The sequence below is a fragment of the Thiemannella venezuelensis genome (assembly GCF_014203605.1).
Taxonomy (GTDB): domain Bacteria; phylum Actinomycetota; class Actinomycetes; order Streptosporangiales; family Streptosporangiaceae; genus Planomonospora_A; species Planomonospora_A venezuelensis.
Genome location: NZ_JACHJJ010000003.1, coordinates 112,553 through 138,371 on the forward strand (window position 1 = coordinate 112,553; position 25,819 = coordinate 138,371).

Sequence of the window (25,819 nt, forward strand, 5' to 3'; positions counted from 1 at the left end):
CAGCCGGTTCCACGGGTCTCGGCCGCGCCGGAACCGGCCGCGTGCGCCGGGGCCGTTCACGAACCGGGAAGCCGCGCCCCACCTGGTGAGGCGCGGCTCCCCGCGTGGGCCGGGCGAACTCTCAGCCCTCCGCGGCCCGCGCGTTCTCCTCGATGGTGAGGAGCCCCTGGGGCATCCCCTCCACGTGGACCGCCAGCCAGATCGGGCGCCAGGGGCGCAGCTCGTGGAAGCGGCGCAGCTCGGCGATGCCGCTGAGCCAGCCCATCCACGCGCCGTACGGCGGGCGGTCCTCGTCGAAGCCGCTCTGGACGAGGGTGAGCCGCGTCCCGCCGTCGGACTCCTCCAGCTCCCAGGAGGCGACCAGGCCCTCCTCCCACAGCAGGGTCATCCTGCGCCCGGGCTCCAGCTCGGTGATCCTGGCGGGGGACGGCTCCGTCTCGAAGCTCCCCATGGCCCAGCGCCCGCCGACGTGCGGCTCGATCTCGACCTTCGCCCCGAACCACCTGGCGAACGTCCCGGGATCGACGATCGAGTCGTACACCGCCTGCGGCGGGGCCCCGACGAACACCTCCGCGCGCATCACCGGAGAGGTGAAATCGCACTTCGGCGTGGGTTCCCGGCCCTCGACGTAGTCGACGAGGTTGGCGACCGCCACCGCCCAGAAGGTGTGCGCCAGGCTCAGGGCGCCGGTCTCGGCCACCAGCTCCGCGAAGGAGGGGATGCCGGTCTGCGTCAGCGTCAGCTCGGTCTCCTCCGGCCCCCGCTCCTCCAGCCGGATCTCGACGACGCTCTCCTCGCCGCCGAGCGGCCACGCGAAGCGCAGCGTGCGGTCGTCGGCGTGGAGCAGGCGCTGACGGGGCGCGTCGCCCTCGATGGTGTGCGGGCCCCAGAAGGCGTAGCGGTGCGGCAGGTCCACCTCGGCGTGCTCGTCCAGCCAGACGCGCATCGCCTCGGGGTCGGTCAGCGCGTGGTACACGGCCTTGGCCGGCGCGCCCGCGCGGATGCGGATCATCATCGGTTCACTCATCGGACTCTCCCTCTGGGTCGTCGGGATAACAGGCCACGGCGAGCTTGAACGCGTCTCCTTCGGCGCCGCCGTAGCGGGTGAAGAGGTCCTGCAGCACGGTCCGCAGCTCGCCGAGGAACTGCTGGCGCTGCTCCGGCGGCACCCGGATCCGGCCGGAGACCCCGATCGAGGGCAGCTCCGGCCTGCTCCGGTCGAGCGCGGCGATGTCGGCCTGGACCTCCTCCACGAGGTCCAGCAGGTAGCCCAGGCTCAGCTCGTCCCGCGCCCGGCGCAGGCCGATCCGGCCGACCAGGCGGGGCGAGAGCCAGTAGGAGCGTGCCCCGGCCCGGTAGATGCCCTCGTTGATGCCGCGCACCCTGCGCTCGGCCACCTGCTCGGCCAGCCCCGCCTCGACCAGGCGCTTGACGTGGTAGTAGACCCGCTGCGGTGTCTGGCCGAGCAGCGCGGCGACCTCGGTGCAGGTGCGGGGCTCGGCCAGACACCGCAGCACCTCGATGCGCTGCGGCTTGAGCAGGGCCTCGGCCTGCTCGATCTCTTCCAGGTACAGGACGTCTCTCATCTCAAAAACAGTCTTTTTCATAAAAAGCAGTTTTGTCAATGGGTGGCGCGGCGGCCGGAAGGAGCCGATCAGCCCGGACCTGCGGCCGGGCGGATCCCAGCCGCTCGGCCCGCGCCCCGAGGTCGAGGCGATCTGTCGGTGCCTCCTGGCAGGCTTGCGCCGTGACCGAGATCCCAGCGGAGAACTACTCCCGGCCCATGGACGCCGGCGCCCGGCCCGCGCTCCCCCTCGTCGGCGACGAGCGCGAGGTGCTGACCGCCTTCCTCGACTGGCACCGCCGGACCTTCGAGCTCAAGTGCTCGGGCGTCCCGGCGGAGCGGCTCTCCGAGAAGGGCGTCCCGCCCTCGGGCCTGAGCCTGCACGGCCTGCTCCGCCACCTGGCCGGGGTGGAGCGGTGGTGGTTCCGGCTGCAGTTCGCCGGCGAGGACCTGCCGCTGCTCTACTACTCCGACGACGACCCCGACCAGGACTTCGAGTCCCTGGGCGGCGACGTCTCGCAGGCGCTGGCGGTGTGGCACGCCGAGTGCGAGCGCTCCCGTGAGATCGTCGCCGCCGCCTCCTCACTGGACCAGACGGGCGTCCAGCGGTCGGACGGGCGGCCGATCTCGCTCCGGGTCATCCTGGTCAAGCTCATCGCCGAGTACGCCCGGCACAACGGCCACGCCGACCTGCTCCGGGAACGGATCGACGGCTCCACCGGGTACTGAAGTGGTGGAGCACGAAGTCCGCTGTGCGCCGATGGAGGCCCGACCGCGGAACGTGTTCCCGAGCGAGGAGACCGGCGAGCACGGGCGGGGTTCACGGCGCTGGATCCTGGACGGGATCGACGGCACCGCGGCGTTCGCCGGGCCCCGATGGCGTGACCGCTCTCCGTTTCCATACACGCCATTGCTACAGTCGTAGCAAGAGTTCTACGATTGGTCCATGACAGCAATTCCGGCGCGCGAGCTGCGCAACAACACCGCCGAAGTACTTCGGCGCGTCGAGGCAGGGGAAGAGATCGAGGTCCTGCGCGACAATCGTCCGGTAGCGAAGATCATTCCCTTCCCACGCCGGAGCCGCTGGCTGTCCGCCGCCGAGATCGGAGGGGAACTCGTCCGTCTCGGCCCGGACACCACCGGATGGGATGCGGAACTACGTGAGACGCTGTCCGGAACGACCGACGATCTGCCATGGTGACTCCTCGGCGTGCCCTGGCCGACACATCCGTCTTCATAGGTCTGGAGGCCGCCCGGTTCGACAGTGAACGGTTCTCCGGCTACGAATGGGGCGTGTCGGCGATCACCCTGGGCGAACTGCGCCTGGGCGTGTTGCAGGCACGGGACCCCGAATCAGCCGCCCGGCGGTTGTCGACCTACCAACTGGCCCAGCGCTTCGAACCACTACCGGTGGACGAGGCCGTTTCCGAGGCGTGGGCGCTCCTCGTCTCCCGGTTGCGAGCGGCAGGCCGTAAAGCGCCGATCAACGACAGCTGGATAGCGGCGACCGCCCTCACCTACGGCATCCCTGTGGTGACCCAGGACGCCGACTACGACGGCATGCCCGGCGTTGAGATCATCAAGCTGTGATCATTCCGCTCCGGAGCCCGAGGCGGCCTGGACGGTCTCGCGGGCCCAGCGGTAGTCGGCCTTGCCGGCCGGGGAGCGGACCATCTCGCCGACGAAGGCGAAGGCCCGGGGGATCTTGTAGCCGGACAGCTTCGTACGGCAGTGCGCCTCCAGCTCCTCCGGCGACGGGGACGTGCCGGGGCGCGGCTCGACCACCGCGGCCACCTTGCTGCCCCAGCGCTCGTCGGGCACACCGGTGACGACCGCGTCGAAGACCGCCGGATGACCCTTGAGGACCGCCTCGACCTCCTCGGGGTAGACCTTCTCGCCGCCGGTGTTGATGCAGGCCGCGCCGCGGCCGAGGACCGCGATCGCGCCGTCCTCCTCGACCGTGGCCATGTCGCCGGTGAGCAGCCAGCGGGTTCCGGCCGCGTCGGTCACGAAGGTGCGCCGGGTCTTGTCCTCGTCCTTGTAGTAGCCCAGCGGCATCCGGCCGCTCTTGGCGACCGTGCCCACCTCGCCGGACCCGGGTTTGACCTGCTCCAGGGTCCCGTTGAGCACCACCAGGCCGGAGGCGGCGTTGGGCTGGAATCGCGAGCCCGACTCCGGCGTGGAGCCGGGGACGGCGGAGGCGGTGTAGCCGGACTCGGTGGAGCCGAAGTTGTCCAGGATCATGGTGTTCGGCAGCAGCTCCTGGAGTCGGTCGCGGACCGCGCCGGTCAGGATCGCTCCGGCGGAGCTGAGCACGCCCAGCGACGAGACGTCGTAGGAGCCGGCGGCCAGTTCCTCGGCGATCGGGCGGGCCATCGCGTCACCGATGACGTTGATCGTGAAGGCCTTCTCCCGCTCGATCGCCCGCAGCACCTCGGCCGCGCCGAACTTGCGGACGTAGACCATGGTGCCCCCCATCCACCAGGTGATGAAGGTGCTCATCTGGGACGCGCCGTGCATCAGCGGGGCCGCCGCCAGCATGATCAGCGGTCCGGAGTTCCGTGCCTGCTCGACGACCGCCTCGGGGCTCGGGAGCGGGTCTCCGTACGGGTTCCCGCCGCCGAAGGCGAAGAAGAGGTCCTCGGTCCGCCACATCACGCCCTTGGGCATGCCGGTGGTGCCGCCGGTGTAGATGATGTAGAGGTCGTCGCCCGACCGCTCGGGGAACCCGCGCGTCTCCGGCTGCCCGGCCAGCGCCTCGGTGTACGGCACCGCCCCGGCGACCTTCGACGGCCCGCCCACCGCGATCAGGTGCCGCAGCTCGGGGGCCTGCGGCGCGACCGCCGCCACCCGGTCGTCGAACTCCACGTCGAAGATCAGTGCCGCGATGTCGGAGTCCTGGTAGAGGTAGAGCAGCTCGGCCTCGACGTAGCGGTAGTTGACGTTGACCGGCACGGCCCGGAGCTTGAGCGCCGCCAGCATCCCGGCGATGTACTCGACGCCGTTGTAGAGGTGGATGCCGACATGGTCGCCCGGCCCGACGCCGTGCGCCGCGAGGTGGTGGGCGAGCCGGTTGGCGTGGGCGTCCAGCTCCGCGTAGGTCACGCGGTGCTCGCCGCAGACGACGGCGACGCGGTCCCCGATCGCGTCCGCGAGCCCTTCGAACAGATCTGCGTGGTTGAACTCCATCGGGGGACTCCTGTCTCGCAAGGGGGCTCCGGACGCTCCGGGCGCCGGAGGGGTTCTACGGTTTGTCGCTGCCGACCATCCACATCGCGAAGAACTGCGCGCCTCCCCCGTAGGCGTGCCCGAGGGCCCGCCGGGCCCCGTCCACCTGGTGCTCGCCCGCCATCCCCCGGACCTGGAGCGCCGCCTCGGCGAACCGGATCAGCCCGGAGGCGCCGATCGGGTTGCTGGAGAGCACGCCGCCGGAGGCGTTCCACGGGATGTCGCCGTCCAGGGCGGTGGCCCCCGACTCGGTGAGCTTCCAGCCCTCCCCCTCGGCGGCGAACCCGAGGTTCTCCAGCCACATCGGCTCGTACCAGGAGAACGGCACGTAGACCTCGGCCACGTCGATCTCCCGGCGCGGGTCGGTGATGCCGGCCTGCCGGTAGACGTCCGCCGCGCAGTCCTTGCCGCCCTGGGGGTTCACCGTGTCGCGCCCGGCGCGGAAGATGGGCTCGGAGCGCATCGCCGTGCCCAGCACCCAGGCCGGGGTCCCGGTGACGGCCTTCTCCGAGGACAGGACCATCGCGCACGCGCCGTCGCTGGACGGGCAGGTCTCCAGGTAGCGGATCGGCTCCCAGAGCATCGGGGTCGACTCGACCATCTGCCGGCTGATGCCGGGGATCCTCAGGTGGGCGTAGGGGTTCTTCAGGGCGTTGAGCCGGTCCTTGACGGCGACCAGCGTGCCGATGTGCTCCGGCGCCCCCGACCTGCGCATGTACTCGCGGATGTGCGGGGCGAAGTAGCCGCCCGCGCCGACCACCAGCGAGGCGCTGAACGGCAGGTGCGTGGACAGCGCCCAGGTGGCGTTGGACTCCGACTGCTTCTCGAAGGCGACCACCAGCACCCGGTCGTGCACGCCGCCCTGGACGAGGGAGGCCCCGACCAGCGCGGTGGAGCCGCCGACCGAGCCCGCGGTGTGCACGCGCATCATCGGCTTGCCCGCGGCGCCGAGCGCGTCGGCGAGGTACGCCTCCGGCATCATCACGCCCTCGAACAGGTCGGGCGCCTTGCCGATGACGACGGCGTCGATGTCCTTCCAGGCCAGCCCGGCGTCCTCCAGCGCGCGGGCGGCGGCCTCGCGGACCAGCCCGGCGATGGAGACGTCCCGGCGCTTGGTCGTGTAGTGCGTCTGCCCCACCCCGATGACCGCACAGCGGTTACCCATGGCTCACGCCTCCATCACGGTCACGAGGTTGTGCTGCAGGCAGGGGCCGCTGGCGGCGTGCCCGACGGCGCGGCTCGCGGTGCCGTCGGTGATCCGCCGGGCCGCCTCGCCGATCCGGATGAGGCCGGTCGCCATGACGGGATTGGCGGCCAGCGGGCCGCCGCTCGGGTTGACCGCGGTGGAGGCGGGCAGTTCCAGCGCCTCGCGGAGGATGACCTCCTCGTGGCTGAACTGGGCGTGCAGTTCGGCCACGTCGACATGACCCTTGCCGACCCCCGCCGCACGTGCGGCTTCGGCGGCGGAGGCCGACCGGGCGAGGTCTCTCATTCCCAGATAGTGGGGTTCTATGCGGTGGGCGATGCCGGTGATCCAGGCGGGGCGCTCGCACAGCTCCCGTGCCAGGTCCCCGGCGGCCAGCACCACCGCGGCGGCGCCGTCGGTCATCGGCGCGACGTCGTACGGCCTCAGCGGCTGGACCTCGTAGCCGTCGCCTTCGGGATCCGGCAGGTCGAGGGCGCAGGGGTTGTCCCGGCCGGCGGCGCGGCTGCGCCGTACGATCTCGTCGAGCTCGGCCCGGTCCGCCCCCCTCGCCGAGGCCTGCAGGGCGGCGTAGGAGACCTGGTCCAGGCCGAGCGGCGCCAGGTAGTAGGGGTCGAGCTGGAGGGTCATGATCTCCCGCAGGTCCCCCTGGGAGGACTTGCCGAAGCCGTAGACCAGCGCCGTGTCGACGTCTCCGTGCTGGAGCCGTACCCACGCCTCGTAGAGCGCCCAGGCGGCGTCCATCTCCACGTGGCTCTCGGAGATCGGCGGCCAGGCGCCGAGCGCGTCGAGCGCGGAGACGAACGAGAACGGCGCCCCGGCGAGGTAGTCGCAGCTCCCCGAGCAGGTGAAGCCGAACGTGCGCAGTCCCGAGGCGTCTCTGACCTCGTCGAGCACCGGCAGGATCAGCTCGGACTCGCCGAGCCCCTCGTCGGTCGCGCTGTGCCGGGTCTGCGCGAAGGCCACGACGGCCACGTCTCTCATCGGCTGCTCCTACAGCTCTGCGTCGGGCTCGCCGGTGGGGGCGAACCACTTGATGTTGGACATGGACGCGGTCCGCTCCTCCTCGGGGACCCAGACGGCGCGCACCCGCATGCCCTGCCGCACCTCGTGCGCGGGGACGCCGCCGACCAGGGCGATCATCGGGATGTCGGAGCCGTCGAGGAGGATGTAGGCCGAGACGAACGGGACCTCGGGGGCCCGCGGGTCGGGGAGGTTGTTGATCGCGAAGGTGGTGATCGTGCCGGTGTCCGGGACCTCGACCTCCTCGGTGATCGCGACTCCGCACTCCGGGCACGACAGGCGGTAGGGCACGTAGACCTTGCCGCAGGAGCCGCACCGGCAGCCGATGAACACCCCGCGCGCGACGCCGTCGAGGAAGCGGGCGAGCGCCTTGCCGGGTCTGACGCGGTACTCGGTGCGGACCGGGGAGACGATCCTCGTGACCTCGGGGACGAAGCTCTCGATGTCGGTGATGTGCCCGGTGCGCGCGGCCTTCCAGCGGGGGCGGACGCGCAAGCCCTGGCGCATGGCCCGGGCGTCGCCCGCGTCGACCGCGTGGACCAGCGCGGTGTCCGCGCCGTCCAGCCGGATCAGCGCCCAGGCGAACGGGCGCTCCAGCGGGTGGGCGGGGCGGGGCTCGCTCACCCAGGACCAGCTCTCGACCGTCCCGGCCGGGCCGACCTCGGCGAACTCGCCGGTGACCGCCTCCCCGGTGTCCGGGTCGTACTCCAGAGGGGGGACGAGCGTACGGCCGCCGGCCGTGCGGACCCCGACGATGCGCCCGTCCCGCAGCTCGGTGAGGAAGCGCCCGATCACCGGCCCGGTCGTGCGGGTGTAGCCGCCGGGGAACTCCAGGACGTGTCCGGCGACCAGGCTCCTGGCCTCTCCCTCCGGTACGGCGGCCGCGCCGGCGGCTGTCGTACCCGCGGCTGTCGCGTCAGATGGCACGGTCGTGGCCCTCCCAGTAGGGGTCGCGGAGCTTGCGTTTGAGGAGCTTGCCGTTGGGCTCGCGCGGCATCTCCCCGATGAAGTCGACGGACCGCGGCCACTTCATCTTCGCCAGGCGGCCCTTGAGCGAGTCGAGGATCTCCGCGGCCAGCTCGGGCGAGGGCTCCACCCCGGGGGCGGGCTCGACCACGGCCTTGATCTGCTCGCCCCACTCCTCGTCCGGGATGCCGAACACCGCCACGTCGGCGATCTTCGGGTGGACCATCAGCTCGTTCTCGATCTCGGCCGGGTAGATGTTGACCCCACCCGAGATGATCATGTCGGCCTTGCGGTCGCAGAGAAAGAGGAAGCCCTCCGCGTCGAGGTAGCCGATGTCGCCGACGGTGAAGTGGTCCTTGAGCCGGTTCTCCTCGGTCTTGGCCCGGTCGCCCTTGTACTCGAAGGTGGCGCCGGCCATCTTCATGTAGATCGTGCCGGGGGTGCCGGTGGGGACGGGCTGGAGCTCCTCGTCCACGATGAGCAGCTCGCTGATCGGCCAGGCGGTGCCGACGGTGCCGGGGTGCTTCTTCCAGCCCTCGGGGGTGGCGAGCGTGCCGCCGCCCTCGGTCGCCGCGTAGTACTCGTAGATGCAGTCGCCCCACCACTCGAACATCGCCCACTTGACCGGGACCGGGCAGGGGGCGGCGGCGTGGATCATCCACTTCAGCGAGGAGAGGTCGTACCTGCGCTTGACGTCGTCGGGGAGGGCGAGCAGGCGCTTGAAGTGGGTGGGGACCATGTGGGAGTTGGTGACCCGGTACTTCGCGCAGAGCCGGAGAAGCTCTTCGGCGTCCCACTTGTCCATGTAGACGAGGGTGTGGCCCATGTGCAGGGCCGTACCGCCGAACTGGGTGACGGCGGTGTGGTAGTTCGGCGAGGTGATCAGGTGGGCGTTCTCCTTGCCCGGCGTGATGCCGAACATGGCGAGCAGGAACGTCATCAGCTCGGCCGCGTCGTCGGGATCCAGGCCGTTGAGCGGGCGGCGCACGCCCTTGGGCCTGCCGGTGGTGCCGGAGGTGTAGTGCATGGTGGCTCCGGCCGTACGGTCCTCCGGGAGGGTGTCCGGCCACCCCTCGGTCAGCTCCGAGACGGGGCGCACGCCGTCCACCCGGCCGAACGCGAAGACGCGGTCGGCGGAGATGCCCGACTCCGCGACGCCGCGCAGCCCCTCCTCCGCGTGCCGCCGGTCCAGGAAGAACGCCTTGGCCTCGCTGTCGGCGACGATGTAGCCGATCTCCGGGCCGGTGAGGTGCCAGTTGATCGGCGTGTAGTACCACCCGGCCTGCAGGGCGGCCAGGTAGAGCACAAGGCCGTCGGCGCCGTTGGGGACCAGGCCGCTGATGCCGTCGCCGGGCCGCAGGCCGAGGCCGCGCAGGGCGTGTACGAGGCGGTTGGCCCGGGCGAGCAGGTCACCCGCCCGGTGTTCGGTGCCGTCCGGGTCCACGGCGGCGATCCAGTCCGGATCCGCCTGCGCCAGCCGCCAGAAACCGAGCGTGCCCATCGGAAGATCCCTTCAGCTCGAAAGGGCCGGGCCGCCGGAGTGAGGCACGCCCCTCGAAACGCGACAGGACTCCGGCAGCGCGGAAGGTGTCGAACGGGAACCCGTTCTCGTTCGCAGGGGCAGACTAACCCCGGGAGGTGCTACCGAGCAAGCGCTTGATTACAGAGAGAATCGCAGGTAGCGGCTTTACCTTCTCATCACCATCGGCGTCGCGGCCGTTACGCATAGCTCATGAAGAGTAAGAAAAAAGTCAAGTTTCGTCACGAATGTAGCTAAATGTCCTAAACCACGGCTTTGCTAAGTCAGGATTGCTACGTGAGACAGCGTTCCCGAGTTGGGCTCGTGTTGGCCCTCCGCTGTCTCCTCTCTGGGGGAAGATCATGCGTTTCACCAAGTCCCTGGCCGCCGCCGGCGCCCTCGGCCTCGCCGTGCTGACCGCCTCACCGGCGCTCGCCGACGACACCGAGGAGACGGTGGCCGGCTTCTCGGCCACCGCGCCCGAGGTCCGGAACGACGGCGGCGCACCCGACACCGGAGCGGGGTCCGAGGCCCCGGCCGAGACCCTTGCCGAGACCGAGCCGGAGCCCGGGCCCGAGGCGGAGCCCAAGCTCAAGCCCGAGGCGGAGCTCAAGCCCGAGGCCAAGCCCGAGGCCAAGCCCGAGGCGGAGCTCAAGCCCGAGGCCAAGCCCGAGGCGGAGACCAAGCCCGAGCTCAAGCCCGAGGCGGATGAGGCTCCGCTCAAGGGGGTGCGGTCCTTCGAGCTCACCTCGAAGACCGCCCACTCCGGCGAGAAGGTCGGCTACGAGGTCGCCGCCCACGAGACCCGCGCCACCGGCGCCCGGATCAGCTCCCCCGCGTTCTCCGGCGTGCACCCCGTCACGTTGTACGGCGGCAAGGCCGTCGGCACCGCCGTGACCCGGGACGACGTCAAGCCCGGCCGGTATCCGGTCACCGTCGAGATCTTCCTCGGCGAGAGGTTCCTCGGCTCGGCCGAGACGCACCTGAACATCACGGCCGCACCCGTCGAGGAGGCGCCGTTCGCCGCCCCCTCCGTCACCGTGACCCCGGGCACCGTCCACGCCGGCGAGAAGGCCGGCTACAGGGTCACCGCCGACGCGCGCGCCACCGGCGCCCGGATCAGCTCCCCCGCGTTCTCCGGCGCGCAGCCCGTCACGCTGTCCGGCGGCAAGGCCACCGGCACCGCCGTGACCGCCGACCACCTCAAGCCCGGCGAGTACCCGGTCACCGTCGAGATCCTGCTCGGCGAGAGGGTCGTCGGCACCGCGCAGACCCGCCTGTTCATCAAGGCCAGGCCCGTCGTCAAGCCGGTCCCCGTCAGCAGCCTGGACCTGGAGCTGGAGCCGCGTACGGTCCGGCCCGGGCAGAGCTTCTACGCCGGTGTCACGTCCAGGAACATCGAGCCCGGCACCGTGATCACCGTCGAGGACCCCAGCGGCAGGCGCTACCCCGCCCAGCTCGACCGCTGGGGCACCGGGCGGATCATGCTGACCGTGCCGAAGGACGCCGACCCCGGCGCCTACAAGGTCGTGGCCTACCTGCCCGGCAGCGGCCTGCACGACTCCGAGAAGCTGACCGTCGTCGCTCCCCCGAAGCCCGCCCCGGCCCCCAGGCTCGCCCTCGCGCTGAACCCGCACACGATCACGGCCGGCGGCGACTTCACCGCCGTCGTCTCCACCAGGTTCGTGGCCCCGGGCACCCGGGTCACCATCCTCGACCCGGGCGGCAGGCCGTTCACGGTCAAGATCGACCGGAACGGCGTGGGCGGCACGCGGCTGCACGTCCCCTCCAGCACCGCGCCCGGCGCCTACTGGTTCACCGCCAAGCTGCCCTCCGGCCAGAAGGCGGCGGCCCGGCTGACCGTCAAGGCGCCGGTCCGGCCCAGCGGCGACCTCACCCCCCGGGGCGGCGCGCAGACCGGCGGCGGCCTCGCACGGCCCTTCGGTTTCGGGACCCCCTCCGGCTCCGGCGTCCTGGCCCTCGGCGGCGTCCTGCTCGCCGGCGGATCCGGTCTGGCGCTGTACGGCCGCCGCGGCCGGGAGAGCTGACCCGGTCATGCCCGGCCGTACAGCATCCGTAAGCCGCATCGCCCTCACCACCGGGGCGGCCCTGGCCGTCTTCTGCGGCGTCCTCGCCGCAGGATCCGCGCTGTCGGACGGGTCCGCCGCCGACGCCCCCGCCGTCTCCGGGGACGTCTCCGCGGGCGCCTCGGGTCAGGGCAAGCCGTCCTTCGCCGTGGTCCCCGCCAAGGCGATGCCGGAGTCGGAGCCGGTCCGCCTGGACATCCCGGCCATCGGGGTGAAGGGCGCGCCGATCGACCCGGTGGGCCTGAACTCCGACCGGACCGTCGAGGTCCCCCCGCTGGAGCGGCCGGAGCTGGTCGGCTGGTACCGGCACCGCGCCACGCCGGGCGAGAAGGGCCCGGCCGTGCTCCTCGGGCACGTGGACGCGTACGGCGAGCCGGCGGTCTTCTCCCGGGCGCACGCCCTGAAGCGGGGCGACACCATCAAGGTGAAGCGCGAGGACGGCAAGGTGGCCGCCTTCACCGTGGACGGGGTGGAGCGGGTCGACAAGGACGAGTTCCCGACCGCCAAGGTGTACGGCGAGACCGGCGTGCCCGAGCTGCGGCTGGTCACCTGCGGCGGCGCCTTCGACCCGGCGACCGGGCACTACGAGGACAACGTCATCGTCTACGCCCATCTGGCGGCGTGAGCCGTAGGGCCCGGTACCGCGTCCGTCTGGCGGCGTGAGCCGTACCGGATCTAGGATGACCTAACAAGCGCTTGTCTAAAACAGCGGAGGTCGTCCGTGGAACTGCTGCCGATCAGTACGCCGCACTGCCGGATCGAGCGCGACGGCCACGTCGTCGTCGTCACCATGGACCGGCCCGAGGCGAAGAACGCCCTCTCCTCGGACATGCTCATCGGCCTGGCCGAGGCGTGGGCCTACGTCTCCGCCGAGCCGGAGGTCCGCGTCGCCGTGCTGACCGGCGCCGACGGCACCTTCTGCGCGGGCGCCGACCTGAAGGCCATGGGCACCCCCTCGGCCGACGCCCGCGTCCGGGAGCGCGCCGCGCAGATCCCCGACTTCCACTGGAAGGGCCTGCTCCGCGACCCGGACGCGCTGCCGAGCAAGCCGATCGTCTGCGCGGTCGAGGGCTACGCCGTGGCCGGGGGCACCGAGCTGCTCGTCGGCACCGACCTGCGCGTGGTCGCCGAGTCGGCCACCCTCGGCCTGTTCGAGGCGCGCCGCGCGCTCTTCCCGATGGGCGGCTCGGCGATCCGGCTCCCCCGCCAGATCCCCTACGCCTTCGCCATGGACCTGCTGCTGACCGGCCGGTCCGTCAGCGCGCAGGAGGCGCTGGCCATGGGCCTGGTCAACCGGGTCGTCCCGGACGGCCAGGCCCTCACCACCGCCCTGGAGATCGCCGCCCAGATCGCCGAGTGCGGGCCGCTGGCCGTACAGGCGATCCTGCGCACCTACCGCGAGACCGTGGGCCTGCCCGAGCCCGAGGCACTGAAGGTCTCCGACGCCATCGGCTGGCCGGTGATCGGCTCCGAGGACGCCAAGGAGGGCTCCCGCGCCTTCAGGGAGAAGCGCCCGGCCGTCTACCGGGGCGAGTAAGCCCTCTTCTGCCGGATGTGAAGGCCCGCCCCTCACACCTGCACACTCCCGACAGCCTCGCCCCACCCACCTTCTTACTCTGAGTAACAGATTATCGGAAAATCCCGATTTCCCGAATAGTCACTTACTGTGACTTATTCTTCCTTTATATAGGTCTTGTGGAGGAATGTAGCCTATGTGTACCTTCTGATCGTTTGCTGTGTTGATCACTCCGAACCGTCGAGCCTGTCTCTACCTGAAGGAACCGGCGGGGGGGTAGCGCGGTGGCGTCGGCCGCCGCGCTGGCTGGTTCGGAGGGTGACGGCGTATGCGCCGGAGTTCGTCGTGGTCGCGTTCGGCTGGCCGCAGGGCAGGAATGGCCGCGGCATTGGCAGCGGTGATGTTGCCGGGCCTGCTGGCGCTTCCGGCGCTTCCCGCGACCGCTGTCACAGGTTCGGCCCCGCAGGCATCGGCCCCGCCGCCGGACACGCCCGACCAGTTGTCCGGTTCGGCGAACGGCCTTGCACCGCTGGTCGACTCCGCGGCGACGACGACCCCGGTGAAGGCCAAGGACTTCGAGCAGGATCCCCGGCAGCGCAAGGGGGCGCTGAAGGCTGAGGATCGTTTCACCGAGAAGCGCATGCCCGCCACCTTGAAAAGCGGCGATACGTCGAAGCCGCAGGCTGAGAGCAGTGAGGCCGCCGGCACTGCCGCGTTCTCGGCGGCGGGACCGTACTGCTCGGATTTCCCGGCCTACGACGAGACCCGGCGCTACTACGCCGGGAGCGTCGTCGTCTCCAACGGACGGTCGGCAGCGCCGAAGCTGTGGCAGGCGCAGCAGGATGTGATGCCCTACGTCCGTCCCGGTGATGACTCACGCTGGGCGGATATGGGCTGGTGTGACACCGGCTCTCCTCCTCCGCCTCCCATTCCCACCCCGACGCCTCCGGCGCTGTACGAAATATTCCCGACGCCCCACATGCTGGTGGACTCCCGCACCCCGTTGCTGGTAGCGGGTGCCTACAGCACCCAGGGCGGCTACGCGCTCCGTTACACCTTCAAGGTGTGTGACACGGAGGCGATGTCCGGAGACGGTTGTTCCTCCTCCGGTGAGCTCGGCAACGACGTCAACGACTGGCGGGTTCCGGAGGCCAAGAAGCTGGCGTGGAGCAAGCAGTACTGGTGGACGGTGACGGTCAAGGACACCGGCAACGGCCTGTCCACCACCTCGCCGGTGCACAGCTTCACCACCGGGGTGCGTCAGCCCGCGATCACCTCGCAGTTGGCCACACGCGGGGTGGACGGTCAGGAGTTCGGGCAGGTCGCGGGAAACTACACCACGACGTCCACGGACGCGACGGTGGCCAGTGCCGGGCCGCCGCTGTCGATCGTGCGCTCCTACAACAGCATGGACCCGCGCAAGGACGGGCTGTTCGGTGCGGGCTGGTCGACCCGGTTCGACATGAAGATCCGCACCGAGACGGCCGGGACGGTGAACACGCTGCTGGTGACCTACCCCGACGGGCGCCAGGTGCGCTTCGCCGCCAACGGCGACGGCAGCTTCCAACCGCCGCCGGGGATGTACGCCACGCTCGCCGAGGTGTCCGGCGGCGGGTGGAAGCTGATGGACAAGTCCTCCACCGTCTACCTGTTCGACGCCCAGGGCCGGTTGACGAAGATCACCGACCTGTATGGCCGGAGCGTGGAGCTGGAGCACGCGGCCGACGGCAGGCTGAGCAAGGTCGGCGGATCGGACGGCCGGTTCCTGACCTTCACCTGGGACGGGGCGCACGTGGCGTCGGTCTCCACCCCGCCGGTGGACGGCAAGGCGCTGACGTGGACGTATCACTACCAGGGTGACCAGCTGACCGGGGTGTGCGCGCCGGTGGCGGCGCCGAACTGCACCGCCATCGCCTACGGCGACGGCTCGCTGTACCGCAGCGGGGTGCTGGACTCGGACGCGCTGGGCTACTGGCGGCTGAACGAGACCAGCGGCACCACGGCGGCCGACTCCGGCTGGGGAACGGGCGCGGCGACCTACCGCTCGGCGACGCTGGCCCAGCCGGGCGCGCTGGCGGGCACCGCAGACACCTCGGCGAAGTTCAGCGGTGGCGGCAAGCTGACGCTCCCGCCCGACAGCCTGGCCCGGCTGCAGGGCGCCGCGTCGTTCGAGACCTGGTTCAAGACCACCTCACCGGGCACCGTGCTGTCGGTCGGCAGTGGTGCTGGCCTGCTGTATGTGGGTAATGACGGCAAATTGCGCGGCCAGCTGCGCAGGGTCCAGGGCTCGACGCCGATCGCGCCGATCACCTCTGCCGGTGTGGTCAACGACGGCACCTGGCACCACGTGGTGCTCACGCTGACCGGGACCGAGCAGAAGATGTTCCTGGACGGCCAGCAGGCGGGCGTGCTGACCGGCACCCCGGCCACCGGCTGGCCGAACACCGCTGTGGTCGGCACCGGCACGATCTCCGGCACCTGGCCGTCGGCCCCGGCCTCGGGCGCGTTCCCGTTCAACGGGCAGATCGACGAGGTGGCGCTGTACGCCAAGCCGCTGACGGCTGCGGAGGTGCAGGGCCACTATGCGGCGCGGGCGGCGGTGCCGTACAAGCTCACGAAGATCACGCTGCCGTCGGGCCGGGTCTGGGCGAGCAACGCCTACGACGCGGCGACCGACCGGATCGCCGGCCACACCGACGCCCACGGCGGCGTCTGGAAGATCGGCGCACCGCAGTACGACGCGTCGACGGGCAGATCGACGGTCGTCGTCACCGACCCGAAGAACGGCACGCTGACGTATGTGCACGACGCCTGGCGCGGGTACCGGATCATCTCCGAGACCGACCAGCTCGGCAAGAGCACGACGTACGAGTACGACACCGGTGGGTTCCTGTCGAAGGTCGTCGACCGCAACGGCAACGCCACCACGATGATCAATGACAAGCGCGGCAACCTGATCGGCCGTAACCGATGCCGGGACGCTTCAACCTGCTTCTGGGAGTGGTTCAACTACGAGGAGCACCTCGACAAACCGTTCGACCCGCGCAATGACCAGATACGGGCCCACCTGGACGCGCGTTCGGCAAGTTTTATGGACGACACGTACTCCAAGCGCTGGTGGTACGACGACAAGGGCCAGCTGACCCTGGAGACCTGGCCCAAGAGCGTCGGCGGGGAGTGGTGGGGGATCGCGTATGAGTACACCACCGGCAGCGAACCCGCTGTCGGCGGCGGCACCACCCCGGCGGGGCTGGTGAAGCTGCGCCACCATCCGCTGGGCGAGGAAGAAACCTACCGCTACACCGCCGACGGTGACCTGGCCGAAGAGACCACCCGGTCCGGTCTGAAGATCAGGTACGAGCGCGATCCGCTGGGCCGGGTGATCTCGCGCACGGAGATCTCGGCCGCGCATCCGGACGGGGTGAGCACCCGGTTCGCCTACGACAGCCTGGGCCGGTTGCTGACCGGTACCGCTCCCGGGGTGAAGAACGAGGTCACAGGTGTGGTGCACACCGCTCAGACGCGCTTCACCTATGACGCCGATGGCAACAAGCTCACCGAGACCGTCGCCGACCTGACCGGCGGTGATGCGGAGCGGAAGGTCACCTACACCTACGACACGGCCGGCCGGGTCGAGACGGTGACCGACCCCGAAGGCGGCGTGAGCCGTACGAGCTGGGACGCCACGGGTGCCCGGACCTCGTCGACGGATCCGATGGGTACGGTCGTCACCTACGCCTACACCAAGCGCGGCGAGCTGACCTCCACGACGCTGAAGAACTGGACCGGCAGCCCGGTCGCGCCGCAGGCGGCCAGGGACGTGGTGCTGGAGTCACGTGCCTACGACCCGGGAGGCCGCCTGGCCACCCAGGTCGACGCGATGGGCCGCAAGACCTCCTACACCTACTTCGCCGACAACCTTCTCTCCCAGGTGATCGCCGACGACGTGCGGCTGAACGGCTCCACCACGGCAGCGGACGTGGTGATGGAGGCCAACACCTACGACGCGGCCGGCAACCTCACCCGCCAGGTGAGCGGCGGCGGCAAGGTGCGCACCGACAACGTCTACGACGCGGCCAGTCGCCTGACCTCCACCACATTCGACCCCGCAGGGCTCAAGCGCACCACGGCCTTCACCTACGACAACGGCAACAACGTCACCAAGAAGACGTCCACCGGCGCGGGCGGCGACCGGAGCGAGTCGGTCGAATACGCCTACAACGCAGCCGGGCAGACGACCCGGCAGACCGTGGAGAACGGTGACACGGATCTGGTGTCCACCTGGACCTACGACGAGCGCGGTCTGCTGGTCAAGCAGACCGACCCCCGTGGCAATGCCGACGGCGCTACGGCTTCGGACTTCACCACCACGATGCGCTACGACGCGCTGGGCCGGCTGGTGGAGGCCACGGCGCCGAAGGTGAAGATCGAGAAGAACGGTTCGGCCGCCGACGGCACTCCTACGGTGCGCTTCGGCTATGACACCGCCGGGCTGCAGACCCACGCGACCGATGCCGAGGGCCGCACCGTCACCTCGGCCTTCGACAAGGCGGGCCGGCTGACGTCGACCACCGCCCCGGCCTACACGCCGCCGGGCGGCCAGGCCATCACGCCGAAGACCAGCGTCGGCTATGACGCGGCCGGTCGCCAGACCAGTGTCACCGACCCGCGCGGGTATGTGACCACGACCGAGTACGACGCGCTGGGCCGTCCGGTCCGAATGACCGAACCGGGCCCGTCGGGTCCGGGCGGGGTGCGGGTGGCGGAGTTCGACCTGCTGGGCGAGCAGCTCGCCGTGATCGACCCGACCGGCGCCCGCAGCGAGGCCACCTACGACGACCTCGGCCGCACGATCACCCAGACCGTGATCGAGCGCAAGCCGACCACTGCGGCGCTGACCACCAAGCTGACCTACGACACCGCGGGCAACCTCACCCAGAGCGTCGCGCCGGGCAGCAAGACCACCCGCTACACGGTCAACGCCGCCGGGCAGGTCACGGCGGTCACCGACCCCAACAACAACACCACCACCCTCGCCTACGACCCCTTCGGCCGGGAGTCGAAGGTCACCGACGCCCTGGGCAACGCCACCGAGGCCACCTACGACCTGGCCGGCCGGAAGATCGCCGCCAAGGACCTGGATGGCACCGGCGCGGTCGTGCGCAGTTTCGGCTTCGGCTACGACCCGGCCGGCAATCCCACCCGCACCACCTCGGCCGAGGGCCACGTCACCCGGCGGGAGTTCGACGCCCTGGGCCGGATGACCTCACTGATCGAGCCCGTCTCCGCGGATAAGTCGATCACGACCACGTTCGGCTACGACGCCACCGGCGCACGCACCCGCCTGACCGACGGTCGCGGCCACGCCACCTGGACCAGCTACAACAGCCTCGGCCTGGCCGAATCCGTCATCGAACCCGTCACGGCCGCGCACCCGGAGGCCGCCGACCGCACCTGGACGCAGGTGTACGACGCGGCCGGCAACAACGTCTCCACCCTGCAGCCGGGCGGGGTCCGCATCGACCGGACCTTCGACCACCTCGGCCGCATGACCAAGGAGACCGGTACTGGCGCCGCGGTCGAGACGCCCGAGCGCAGCTACACCTACGATGCGGCCGGTAGGCCGAGTGCGATCGGCGACTACGGCCTCGAATACAACGACCGGGGCCTTTTGACCAAGCTGACCAAGGCCACCGCTCAGGTCGCCGCCTACAGCTACGACGCCCTGGGCAACCCGACCCAGCGCGTCGACCCCACCGGAACATCGACCTTCACCTGGGACAACGCCAGCCGCCTGAAGACCGCCACCGACCCGGTCACCGGCCGCACCTTCACCTACGGCTACGACAACGCCGACCGGCTCACCAGCCAGACCTCCGCCAACCCTGTCAACGCCCAGTCCTTCACCTATGACGCCATCGACCGCCCTGTCTCCCAGACGCTGACCAGCAGCAGCGGCGCAGAGCTGGCGAAGATCGTCTACGGGTGGGACAAGGACGACAACCTCACCTCCAAGACCACCTCCGGTACGGCAGGCGCCGGCAGCAACAGCTACGGCTACGACCACGCCGGACGCCTGACCTCCTGGACCGGCCCCGACAACAAGACCGTCGACTACGCCTGGGACGACTCCGGTAACCGCATCAAGGCCGGCGATCAGACCTTCACCTACGACGAGCGCAACCGCCTGACCTCGGGTGGCGGCGTCGACTACACCTACAGCCCGCGCGGCACCCTGGCCACCGAGACCAAGGATGGCACCACCAAGAACCTCGTCTTCGACGCCTTCGACCGGCTCATCACCGACGGCGAGACCAGCTACGGCTACGACGCCCTGGGCCGGATGACCTCGCGCACCAAGGGCATCAGCCAGCAGCGGTTCACCTACTCCGGCCTGAGCAATGACATCAGCGTCATCGCTGACGGCTCCGGCGCCATCCAGGCCAGGTACGGCCGCGATGTCGCAGGCGGGCTGCTCAGCATGCACGAAGGCGACAGCCCCGCCCTGGCGGTGATGAACGACCTGCACGGCGACGTGGTCGGTACCTTCACCGGCACCGCCCTGGTCGACTCCACCGCCTACGACCCGTTCGGCCAGGTCACCCACACCTCCGGCACCAAACGCTCCCTCGGCTATCAGGGCGAGTACACCGACCCGGACACCGGCAAGGTCAACATGCACGCCCGCTGGTACCAGCCCGGCACCGGTGCCTTCACCTCCCGCGACGACTGGACCCTCGACCCCAACCCGTCGGTCCAGGCCAACCGCTACACCTACGGCAACGCCTCCCCGCTGACCGGAACCGACCCCACCGGCCACGAAACCATCAACCCGATCAACGACGGCACCGCGGGATCCGTCTGTGGCATTGACGGCATATGCCACGAGACCGACGTCCACGCACAATGGTGGAGCGCATATGTCCAGTCCCCGGAGTATCTGGAACGGCAGCCCTTAATCGACGAGGAGGAAGCGAGAAGAATTAATTATATGGTGAATGGCCGCGAAGCGCCGAAGGGTTATTGGAGCGAGTCTCATGAGGTCCGCGATGCCTATCTGGCCATGTATAGCATATATAAAAGCGACGCACAGCTGGCCAAGAATTGGTCAACCCTCAAGAGGATTAATGAAGAACTAAATCAGGGCAATAGGTCTACGGGGAGTACTTCTGACGGAGGTGCTCGTGCGGCACGGTGTGTGGCGTGCGCGGGAAAAAACAGCAGGAAGCGGATCGCCGCCCCCCCGAAAAGCAAGGACGATAATGATTGGCTTCAATGGTTGAGGACGGTCGGCGTATGTGGAAAGCATGGGCTGGTTGTCTGTGGCCAGGTGGCTTTGATATCTGCACATTCCATGACTCTTGCGTCAAAGATAAATAATGACAGCAATAGAGAGAATGCCGTCCGCCATTTCACTTGGATGGTGGCGATGGCGATAGTGACAGGAGAGAGGGTTGCGAGGGATGTTGCCGAAGCTCACGAAGCTGGAACTGGGAAAAGTATGCAACATGACAGTGTGCGTGATCAGCTAAATAATGAGGTATCTTTAAGATATGCACGTGACAATAAGTCCGACCTTCTTTGGGAGTACTGGTCGGCACCGATCGGCCAGGGGATCTCTCATCTGGTGAACCACCTCTGGGGCATAGCACACAGAAAGTATGATAATGATGATTTTGCGAAGGTGGTAAAAAATAATACTACCAAGATTTGGGAAATCTGGCAGGGGGGAAGGGTGGTGTGGCGTGGGGTATAAGAGGTTTTCTTGCTTCGTTAAGATGCTGCCGGTTGTCGCTGTGGCAATAGTTGCTTCTGGAGGATGTGCTGCTGCATGCGAATCTGATGCGAAGAAGAATTTTGCCATGATACGGGAGGCAACCGAAAATTCATTTCAAAGAGAGTGGGGTGCAACGTATGGAGAATTCTCAGGCTGTGATTCATTTGACGGTCCGTCGGTCATTGTCTATCTAGCTAAAGATGCTGGGTCGCTTGTTGAAATTTCCGAAAGCATGAAGGTGGATCGTTGGGAGTTGCTCCCTAAGGGAGAAATGGCTTCCTACTATGCTGATTTCGTAATGAAAAAGGAATTCAGTGGCCAAGTGCTGGTTGCCACGTTGAGAGATTCTCCTTATGGGAAGGAGGTGGAAGTGTCTGTCGAACATTAGCCGCCGATGGCCACTTCAAGGTTATTTGTAGTAACTGCTCAGCTTCTTCTTGATCATCCGGTGGCGTGAGCCGGGCCGGGGTGCCAGGGAGTGCCGAGGAACAGCCCGCACAGGGCATTCCGGCTCTTCGAACTTGATCGGGGTGGGGCCGGTCGAGGCCCGGTGCGGCTGAGCGCAGCTCTTGAGGGAGCTCGCGGCTCTCGTTGATGATTCCTGTTGTCGAAGCAAGATTCACAACAGAAGAGCCGCGAGCATGGTCAACGATACGACGCGACTGCTGGGACTGGAGGGCCTGGCCGTTGCCGAGGTCATCGCAGGAGACGAACACGCTGGTCAAGGACCGGTCATTCACCTGACGACGCTGGATGAGCGGGCGCGCTCCTGTCCGGTGTGCGGAGCGGTGGCCACCCGGATGAAGGAATGGGTCACCACCCGGCCGCGGGATCTGCCGGTCGCGGGACGGTGGTGTGAGCTGCGCTGGCGCAAGCGCCGCTGGATCTGCCGCCAGAAGACGTGCCCGCGCGGCACGTTCACCGAGCAGGTGCCGCAGATCCCGGCGCGAGCGCGTCTGACGAGGCGGTTGCGCCGGGCGGCGGGGGCGGCGGTCGCCGATGCGGGCCGCACCATCGTGCAGTCGGCGCGAGATCACGGCCTGTCGTGGCCGGTGGTGGCCGCGGCGTTCACCGTCCATGCCGGCGCCGTCTTGCCGGATCAGCCTGCCCCCGTGGCCGTGCTGGGGATCGATGAGATCCGGCGGGGCCGTCCCCGCTGGGCCTGGGACGAGGTGGCCTGCGCGTGGACGGCGGTGGTGGACCGCTGGCATGTCGGGTTCGTTGATCTGTCGGCCGGTCAGGGCCTGCTGGGTCAGGTGGAGGGCCGGACCGCCCGCGTGGTCATCGACTGGCTGGACGCGCGCGGTCCGGACTGGAAGGAGCAGGTGGCCTACGTCGCGATCGACATGTGCACGATCTTCAAAGCGGCCGTGCGGGCCGCGCTGCCGCACGCGACGCTGGTGGTCGACCATTTCCACATCGTGCAGCTGGCCAATGCCGCCGTCACCGAGGTCCGGCGCCGCGTCACCGTGCAGGTGCGCGGCCGGCGCGGCCGTAAGGGCAACCGGGAGTGGGAGCTGCGCAACCGGCTGACGCGCTCGGCGGCGCGGATGCACGGCACCCAGCTGGATCCGATGATCGATGACCTGATGGCCCTGCCCACGCGGATCGGGGTGCCGATCCTGACCGCGTGGAACGCCAAGGAGGATTTGCTGGACCTGCTCGCGCTGGCGCGCACCGATGCGGACCGGCACGTTATCGCCGAGCGGCTGTTTCGCTTCTACGACCGGTGCGCCGCCTCCGGCCTGCCCGAGCTGGAGCGCCTGGCCGGCACGGTCGAGGCGTGGTGGCCGGAGATCTGCGCGTTTCTCCGGACCGGGATCACCAATGCGGGCTCGGAGGGCACCAATCGGGTGATCAAGACGATCGCCCGGGACGCGTACGGCTTCCGCAACCCGGTCAACCAGCGCCTACGCACCCGCTGCGCCACTACCCGCAAGAGCCGCGGACACCTCGACCCCGCTTAACTTCGAAGAGCCGGCATTCCAGGCGGTGACGCCGTTCTTGCGCGCGGAGGAGAGGTAGCCGCGGATGCGGGCGAACTGCTTCAGGCCGGCCAGCGTGCGCATGGCACCCGACACCTTGACCTTGGTCTTGGCCATCCTGAGGTCGCCCTCCGCGCGATTGTTGGTGAAGGGCACGGCCAGGTCACGGGCGTAGCGCAGCACGTCGGCCTCCCGGTCGCGCAGGCGTTCCAGGAGGTTGCGGGTCTTGCTCTGCTCGCGCCGGGTGTGATCGCGCCGATGGGCGGCCAGCCCGATCCGGACAGCGTGCCGGAACAGCGTGACCTGTTCACCGAGAATCTCCGGCGGGATGTGGTCGCGCCCCTGCCCGCGGGCCTCATGCGCGGCGTCATTCAGCGCGTACAGGGCGCGTTTGGCCTGCAGCGGCCAGTTCCGGCCGGGGTGGCGTTCGGCGGCGGCGACCAGTTCCCGGGCGAGATGCGCCCCGCACAAGGCGTGGGTGAAGACCGGCGGCCGCTCACCGGCGGGGTCGGCGAGCCTGGCCGAGTCGTACATCGACAGGCCGTCGTGCACCAGCACCCCGGCGAACGCGGGGAGCACCCCATGCTCGCGCACCGCCTTCAGACCGCGGCTGAGGTGCACGTGGTAGGAGGTCAGCGTCGTGGTGGCGGCCACATGCAGCCAGCCCTTGCCCCCCGAGACGCCCAGCGGCGACAGCTTCATCGAGGTCTCGTCGGCGTGCACCACATACGACAAGGTGATCAGCGTCTTGATGGCCGCATCGACGTCGGCCAGGCCGTCGTGGGCCTCGGCCAGCACGTTCATGATCCAGCCTTCCGACACGGTCGCGCCGGTCAGATCGCTGATCAGCTCGGCCGTGCGAGCGACCGGCAGCAGCTGGAAGACCACCAGATAGACCGCGAACGCGCGCAGCGCCGGGCCGTAGGAGACCGGGGCGTCCACCCCGGCCGGCGAGGCCGCGACGGTCACGCATCCGCACGCGCAGCGGCGCTTGTGCATCCGATGCTCGGTCACCACGATCGCCGGTTCGGGCAGTTCGTGCACCTGGCGGCGGACCAGCCCGGCCTCGGCGGCACCGGCCAGGCCCGCGCCGCAGCCGCGACAGGCGCGCGGATACCAGTCGTGCTCGACATCGGGAACCGTCATCGCCAGCGCCGATCCGCCCTCACCGGCGGCCTTGCCCGGCTTGCGGCCGGTCTTCTCCCGCAGCGACTTCGGCTTCGCCCGGCCCATCTGGTCCGAGCTCGGCGGCAGCGAGGAGTTGCGCGAGTTCATCTTCAGCTGCTGTTCCAGGTCGGCGACCCGGGTCCGGAGCTGGGCGTTGTCCTCGCGAAGCGACGTGTTCTCGGCCTCCAGCAGCGCGATCCGCTCATCCTTGGCCACGATGACCCGCCGCAGATCGCGGATCATCTCGTGCGCCTCGGCCAGCCCCGCGCGCAGCTCCGCCAGCTCGGCTCTCAGCTGCGCGATCTCGGACACGAACACTCATGTTCGTGGCAGACCGGCCATCGAGCAACTCGGACGATCAGCAGAAAACCCGACTACCTGAGCAGTTACACTGGAATTGCGTTTACAGCGATTGTAGATGACGGGAGAAAATTAAATATTTATGGAAATAATATAAATTCCCATGCCATTTTCCATCGTCTTTGAGTGGGGGGTTATGAGGATAAATCGACCGCTTGCCTTCCTTCTTATTTTAGTTATGGCTGCGGGCTGTGGAGTGCGATGGATTTCAGAAACGATTGACGTCGACCCGGCTGCCATTAGTGAAGTTCGCGGTGTTGGTAGGAAGGTAGCAGAAACTACAACGTCACTAATATATGAAGATGTTACTCAAAATATAAGTATCTTGATTTTGGACGTTGGGGCTTCGAGCTTTCAGGAAGCAGCCAATTTGACGCATGGCCGACTGTATCAACATGGTTGGATAGAGAAGGGGAGGGGTATTGATTCGATTCACATGAAGTCGGCTAGATGGAAGAAAACTAGTTTGCTAATCAAGCCCATAGAGTCGCTTGAAGGATACGGTGTTACCCAAGACCCGCAGGTAGTGAAAGCATTAGAAGACGATTCGATCCAGTCTGCCGCCTATGTGGTATTGGCTTTTACTCCCTACGCGTAAGTCTTTGATTCACGTGAACTTGCAAGGCGCTAGGTTGCCCTGCAGTGCAAAAATGCGCGCACTCTTTCATAGAATCTCAATGATTAGAGGTAGGTGCTTGCGAAAAATAAGCCATTCCCTTAATTTTTGCATACTCCTTATCGGTTTCCGCCTCCTCACTTCGGGGTGCGGACTCCTTCAAGTGACATCCAAAGCCGATCCTGCGGCTGTTGATAGCGTGCGCAGCATCGGAAAAGTTTTAGGTGAAGACGTCACTGAAGGGACCTGGGAGGGAACGACCGAAGTCCAGAATGAGCTCGTGATGGATGTCGGTGGCAATAGCGCGCAAGACGCGCTCAGTAGGGCCGAGCATCTCCTCGCCGGGCGTGGATGGGAAAAGGTTTCAAAATCTCCCGAATGGCTAATAATGAAATCAATTGAATGGAGTGATGTTTACGTAAGTGTAAATACATACAATCATCTGAATGTCGGGATATACTCAGAAAAGATAGTGAAGGTAATTGAAGGAATAGGGACCGGATTGGAGAATATTTTATTCATTTGCGTTGACCCGGGCCCGAAATAGCGAATTATTTTATGCCCCCTGTATAGATGATCCCTGGTCGGATGGCCGTCAGGAATCCCACCTCCCGGCTCCTACAGAACCGGACGTGACAGTCTCCCGTCATCCGCCTCTTAGACCGTGTCCTATGTGGTGAGTCGGACGAGCCGCTTGTAGCAGCATAGGGCTGCGGCCAGGTCGGGAAAGGCCAGATAGTTGCCGGAGTAGCGTTCGTAGCAGATGGTGAGTCGTCGACCTTGATCGGTCACGGATGATCGATGGGT

At 68.2% G+C, this 25,819-nt stretch carries 19 protein-coding genes; 11 read left to right on the top strand and 8 right to left on the bottom strand.

The window, feature by feature from the left end; translation table 11 throughout:
• Window positions 1-121: 121 nt before the first annotated feature.
• Window positions 122-1,027: an SRPBCC family protein gene (locus FHS22_RS06195; RefSeq protein ID WP_184939217.1), complete on the bottom strand. Its 906-nt coding sequence runs from the start codon at window positions 1,025-1,027 to the stop codon at window positions 122-124.
• A complete protein-coding gene (locus FHS22_RS06200; protein ID WP_184939218.1) occupies window positions 1,020-1,586 on the bottom strand; it encodes a winged helix-turn-helix domain-containing protein in 567 nt (188 codons plus the stop codon). The genes FHS22_RS06195 and FHS22_RS06200 overlap by 8 nt, the downstream gene beginning before the upstream one ends.
• A 161-nt stretch (window positions 1,587-1,747) precedes the next feature.
• Here FHS22_RS06200 and FHS22_RS06205 point away from each other — a divergent pair, with 161 nt between their 5' ends.
• The 3 genes from FHS22_RS06205 (at window position 1,748) to FHS22_RS06215 (ending at window position 3,154) form a co-directional block, all read left to right on the top strand.
• Complete coding sequence (locus FHS22_RS06205; protein ID WP_338047619.1) at window positions 1,748-2,293, top strand: DinB family protein; 546 nt, start codon at window positions 1,748-1,750, stop codon at window positions 2,291-2,293.
• 217 nt (window positions 2,294-2,510) lie between these two features.
• Window positions 2,511-2,765, top strand: coding sequence for a type II toxin-antitoxin system Phd/YefM family antitoxin (locus tag FHS22_RS06210; protein WP_184939219.1), 255 nt, complete (start codon window positions 2,511-2,513; stop codon window positions 2,763-2,765).
• A complete protein-coding gene (locus FHS22_RS06215) occupies window positions 2,762-3,154 on the top strand; it encodes a PIN domain-containing protein (protein ID WP_184939220.1) in 393 nt (130 codons plus the stop codon). The genes FHS22_RS06210 and FHS22_RS06215 overlap by 4 nt, the downstream gene beginning before the upstream one ends.
• On the opposite strand, the gene FHS22_RS06220 is transcribed toward FHS22_RS06215, so the two are convergent.
• The 5 genes from FHS22_RS06220 to FHS22_RS06240 form a co-directional block, all read right to left on the bottom strand.
• On the bottom strand, window positions 3,155-4,753 hold the full coding sequence (locus FHS22_RS06220; RefSeq protein ID WP_184939221.1) for an acyl-CoA synthetase: 1,599 nt from the start codon (window positions 4,751-4,753) through the stop codon (window positions 3,155-3,157). It abuts the gene before it with no gap.
• Between the two features lie 55 nt (window positions 4,754-4,808).
• Entirely contained in the window at window positions 4,809-5,957 is a 1,149-nt protein-coding gene (locus tag FHS22_RS06225) for a thiolase domain-containing protein (RefSeq protein ID WP_184939223.1), read from the bottom strand.
• 3 nt (window positions 5,958-5,960) lie between these two features.
• Complete coding sequence (locus FHS22_RS06230) at window positions 5,961-6,980, bottom strand: thiolase domain-containing protein (protein WP_184939224.1); 1,020 nt, start codon at window positions 6,978-6,980, stop codon at window positions 5,961-5,963.
• 9 nt (window positions 6,981-6,989) lie between these two features.
• Window positions 6,990-7,814, bottom strand: coding sequence for a Zn-ribbon domain-containing OB-fold protein (locus tag FHS22_RS06235; protein WP_184939627.1), 825 nt, complete (start codon window positions 7,812-7,814; stop codon window positions 6,990-6,992).
• A 121-nt stretch (window positions 7,815-7,935) separates the two neighbouring features.
• A complete protein-coding gene (locus FHS22_RS06240; protein WP_184939225.1) occupies window positions 7,936-9,486 on the bottom strand; it encodes an acyl-CoA synthetase in 1,551 nt (516 codons plus the stop codon).
• A 380-nt stretch (window positions 9,487-9,866) separates the two neighbouring features.
• Between FHS22_RS06240 and FHS22_RS06245 the strand changes: the two genes are divergently transcribed.
• From FHS22_RS06245 to FHS22_RS06270, 6 genes are all read left to right on the top strand, one after another.
• A complete protein-coding gene (locus FHS22_RS06245; protein WP_184939226.1) occupies window positions 9,867-11,552 on the top strand; it encodes a hypothetical protein in 1,686 nt (561 codons plus the stop codon).
• Between the two features lie 7 nt (window positions 11,553-11,559).
• Entirely contained in the window at window positions 11,560-12,216 is a 657-nt protein-coding gene (locus FHS22_RS06250) for a class F sortase (protein ID WP_221473302.1), read from the top strand.
• Window positions 12,217-12,312: 96 nt separating this feature from the next.
• A complete protein-coding gene (locus FHS22_RS06255) occupies window positions 12,313-13,128 on the top strand; it encodes a crotonase/enoyl-CoA hydratase family protein (protein WP_184939228.1) in 816 nt (271 codons plus the stop codon).
• Window positions 13,129-13,504: 376 nt separating this feature from the next.
• Complete coding sequence (locus FHS22_RS06260; protein WP_338047646.1) at window positions 13,505-20,863, top strand: LamG-like jellyroll fold domain-containing protein; 7,359 nt, start codon at window positions 13,505-13,507, stop codon at window positions 20,861-20,863.
• Window positions 20,853-21,272: a hypothetical protein gene (locus FHS22_RS06265; RefSeq protein WP_184939232.1), complete on the top strand. Its 420-nt coding sequence runs from the start codon at window positions 20,853-20,855 to the stop codon at window positions 21,270-21,272. Before FHS22_RS06260 ends, FHS22_RS06265 begins: the two co-directional genes overlap by 11 nt.
• 253 nt (window positions 21,273-21,525) lie before the next feature.
• Window positions 21,526-22,851: an ISL3 family transposase gene (locus FHS22_RS06270; RefSeq protein WP_184939234.1), complete on the top strand. Its 1,326-nt coding sequence runs from the start codon at window positions 21,526-21,528 to the stop codon at window positions 22,849-22,851.
• On the opposite strand, the gene tnpC is transcribed toward FHS22_RS06270, so the two are convergent.
• Complete coding sequence (tnpC, locus tag FHS22_RS06275) at window positions 22,795-24,348, bottom strand: IS66 family transposase (protein ID WP_184939236.1); 1,554 nt, start codon at window positions 24,346-24,348, stop codon at window positions 22,795-22,797. The genes FHS22_RS06270 and tnpC overlap by 57 nt on opposite strands.
• A gap of 151 nt (window positions 24,349-24,499) precedes the next feature.
• Between tnpC and FHS22_RS06280 the strand changes: the two genes are divergently transcribed.
• Together FHS22_RS06280 and FHS22_RS06285 are read left to right on the top strand one after the other, a co-directional pair.
• Window positions 24,500-24,994, top strand: a complete 495-nt coding sequence (locus FHS22_RS06280; protein WP_184939237.1) for a hypothetical protein — start codon at window positions 24,500-24,502, stop codon at window positions 24,992-24,994.
• 181 nt (window positions 24,995-25,175) lie between these two features.
• Window positions 25,176-25,559 carry a hypothetical protein gene (locus tag FHS22_RS06285; protein ID WP_184939239.1) on the top strand — a complete coding sequence of 128 codons (384 nt, stop codon included), beginning with the start codon at window positions 25,176-25,178 and terminating at the stop codon, window positions 25,557-25,559.
• The last annotated feature ends 260 nt before the right edge of the window (window positions 25,560-25,819 follow it).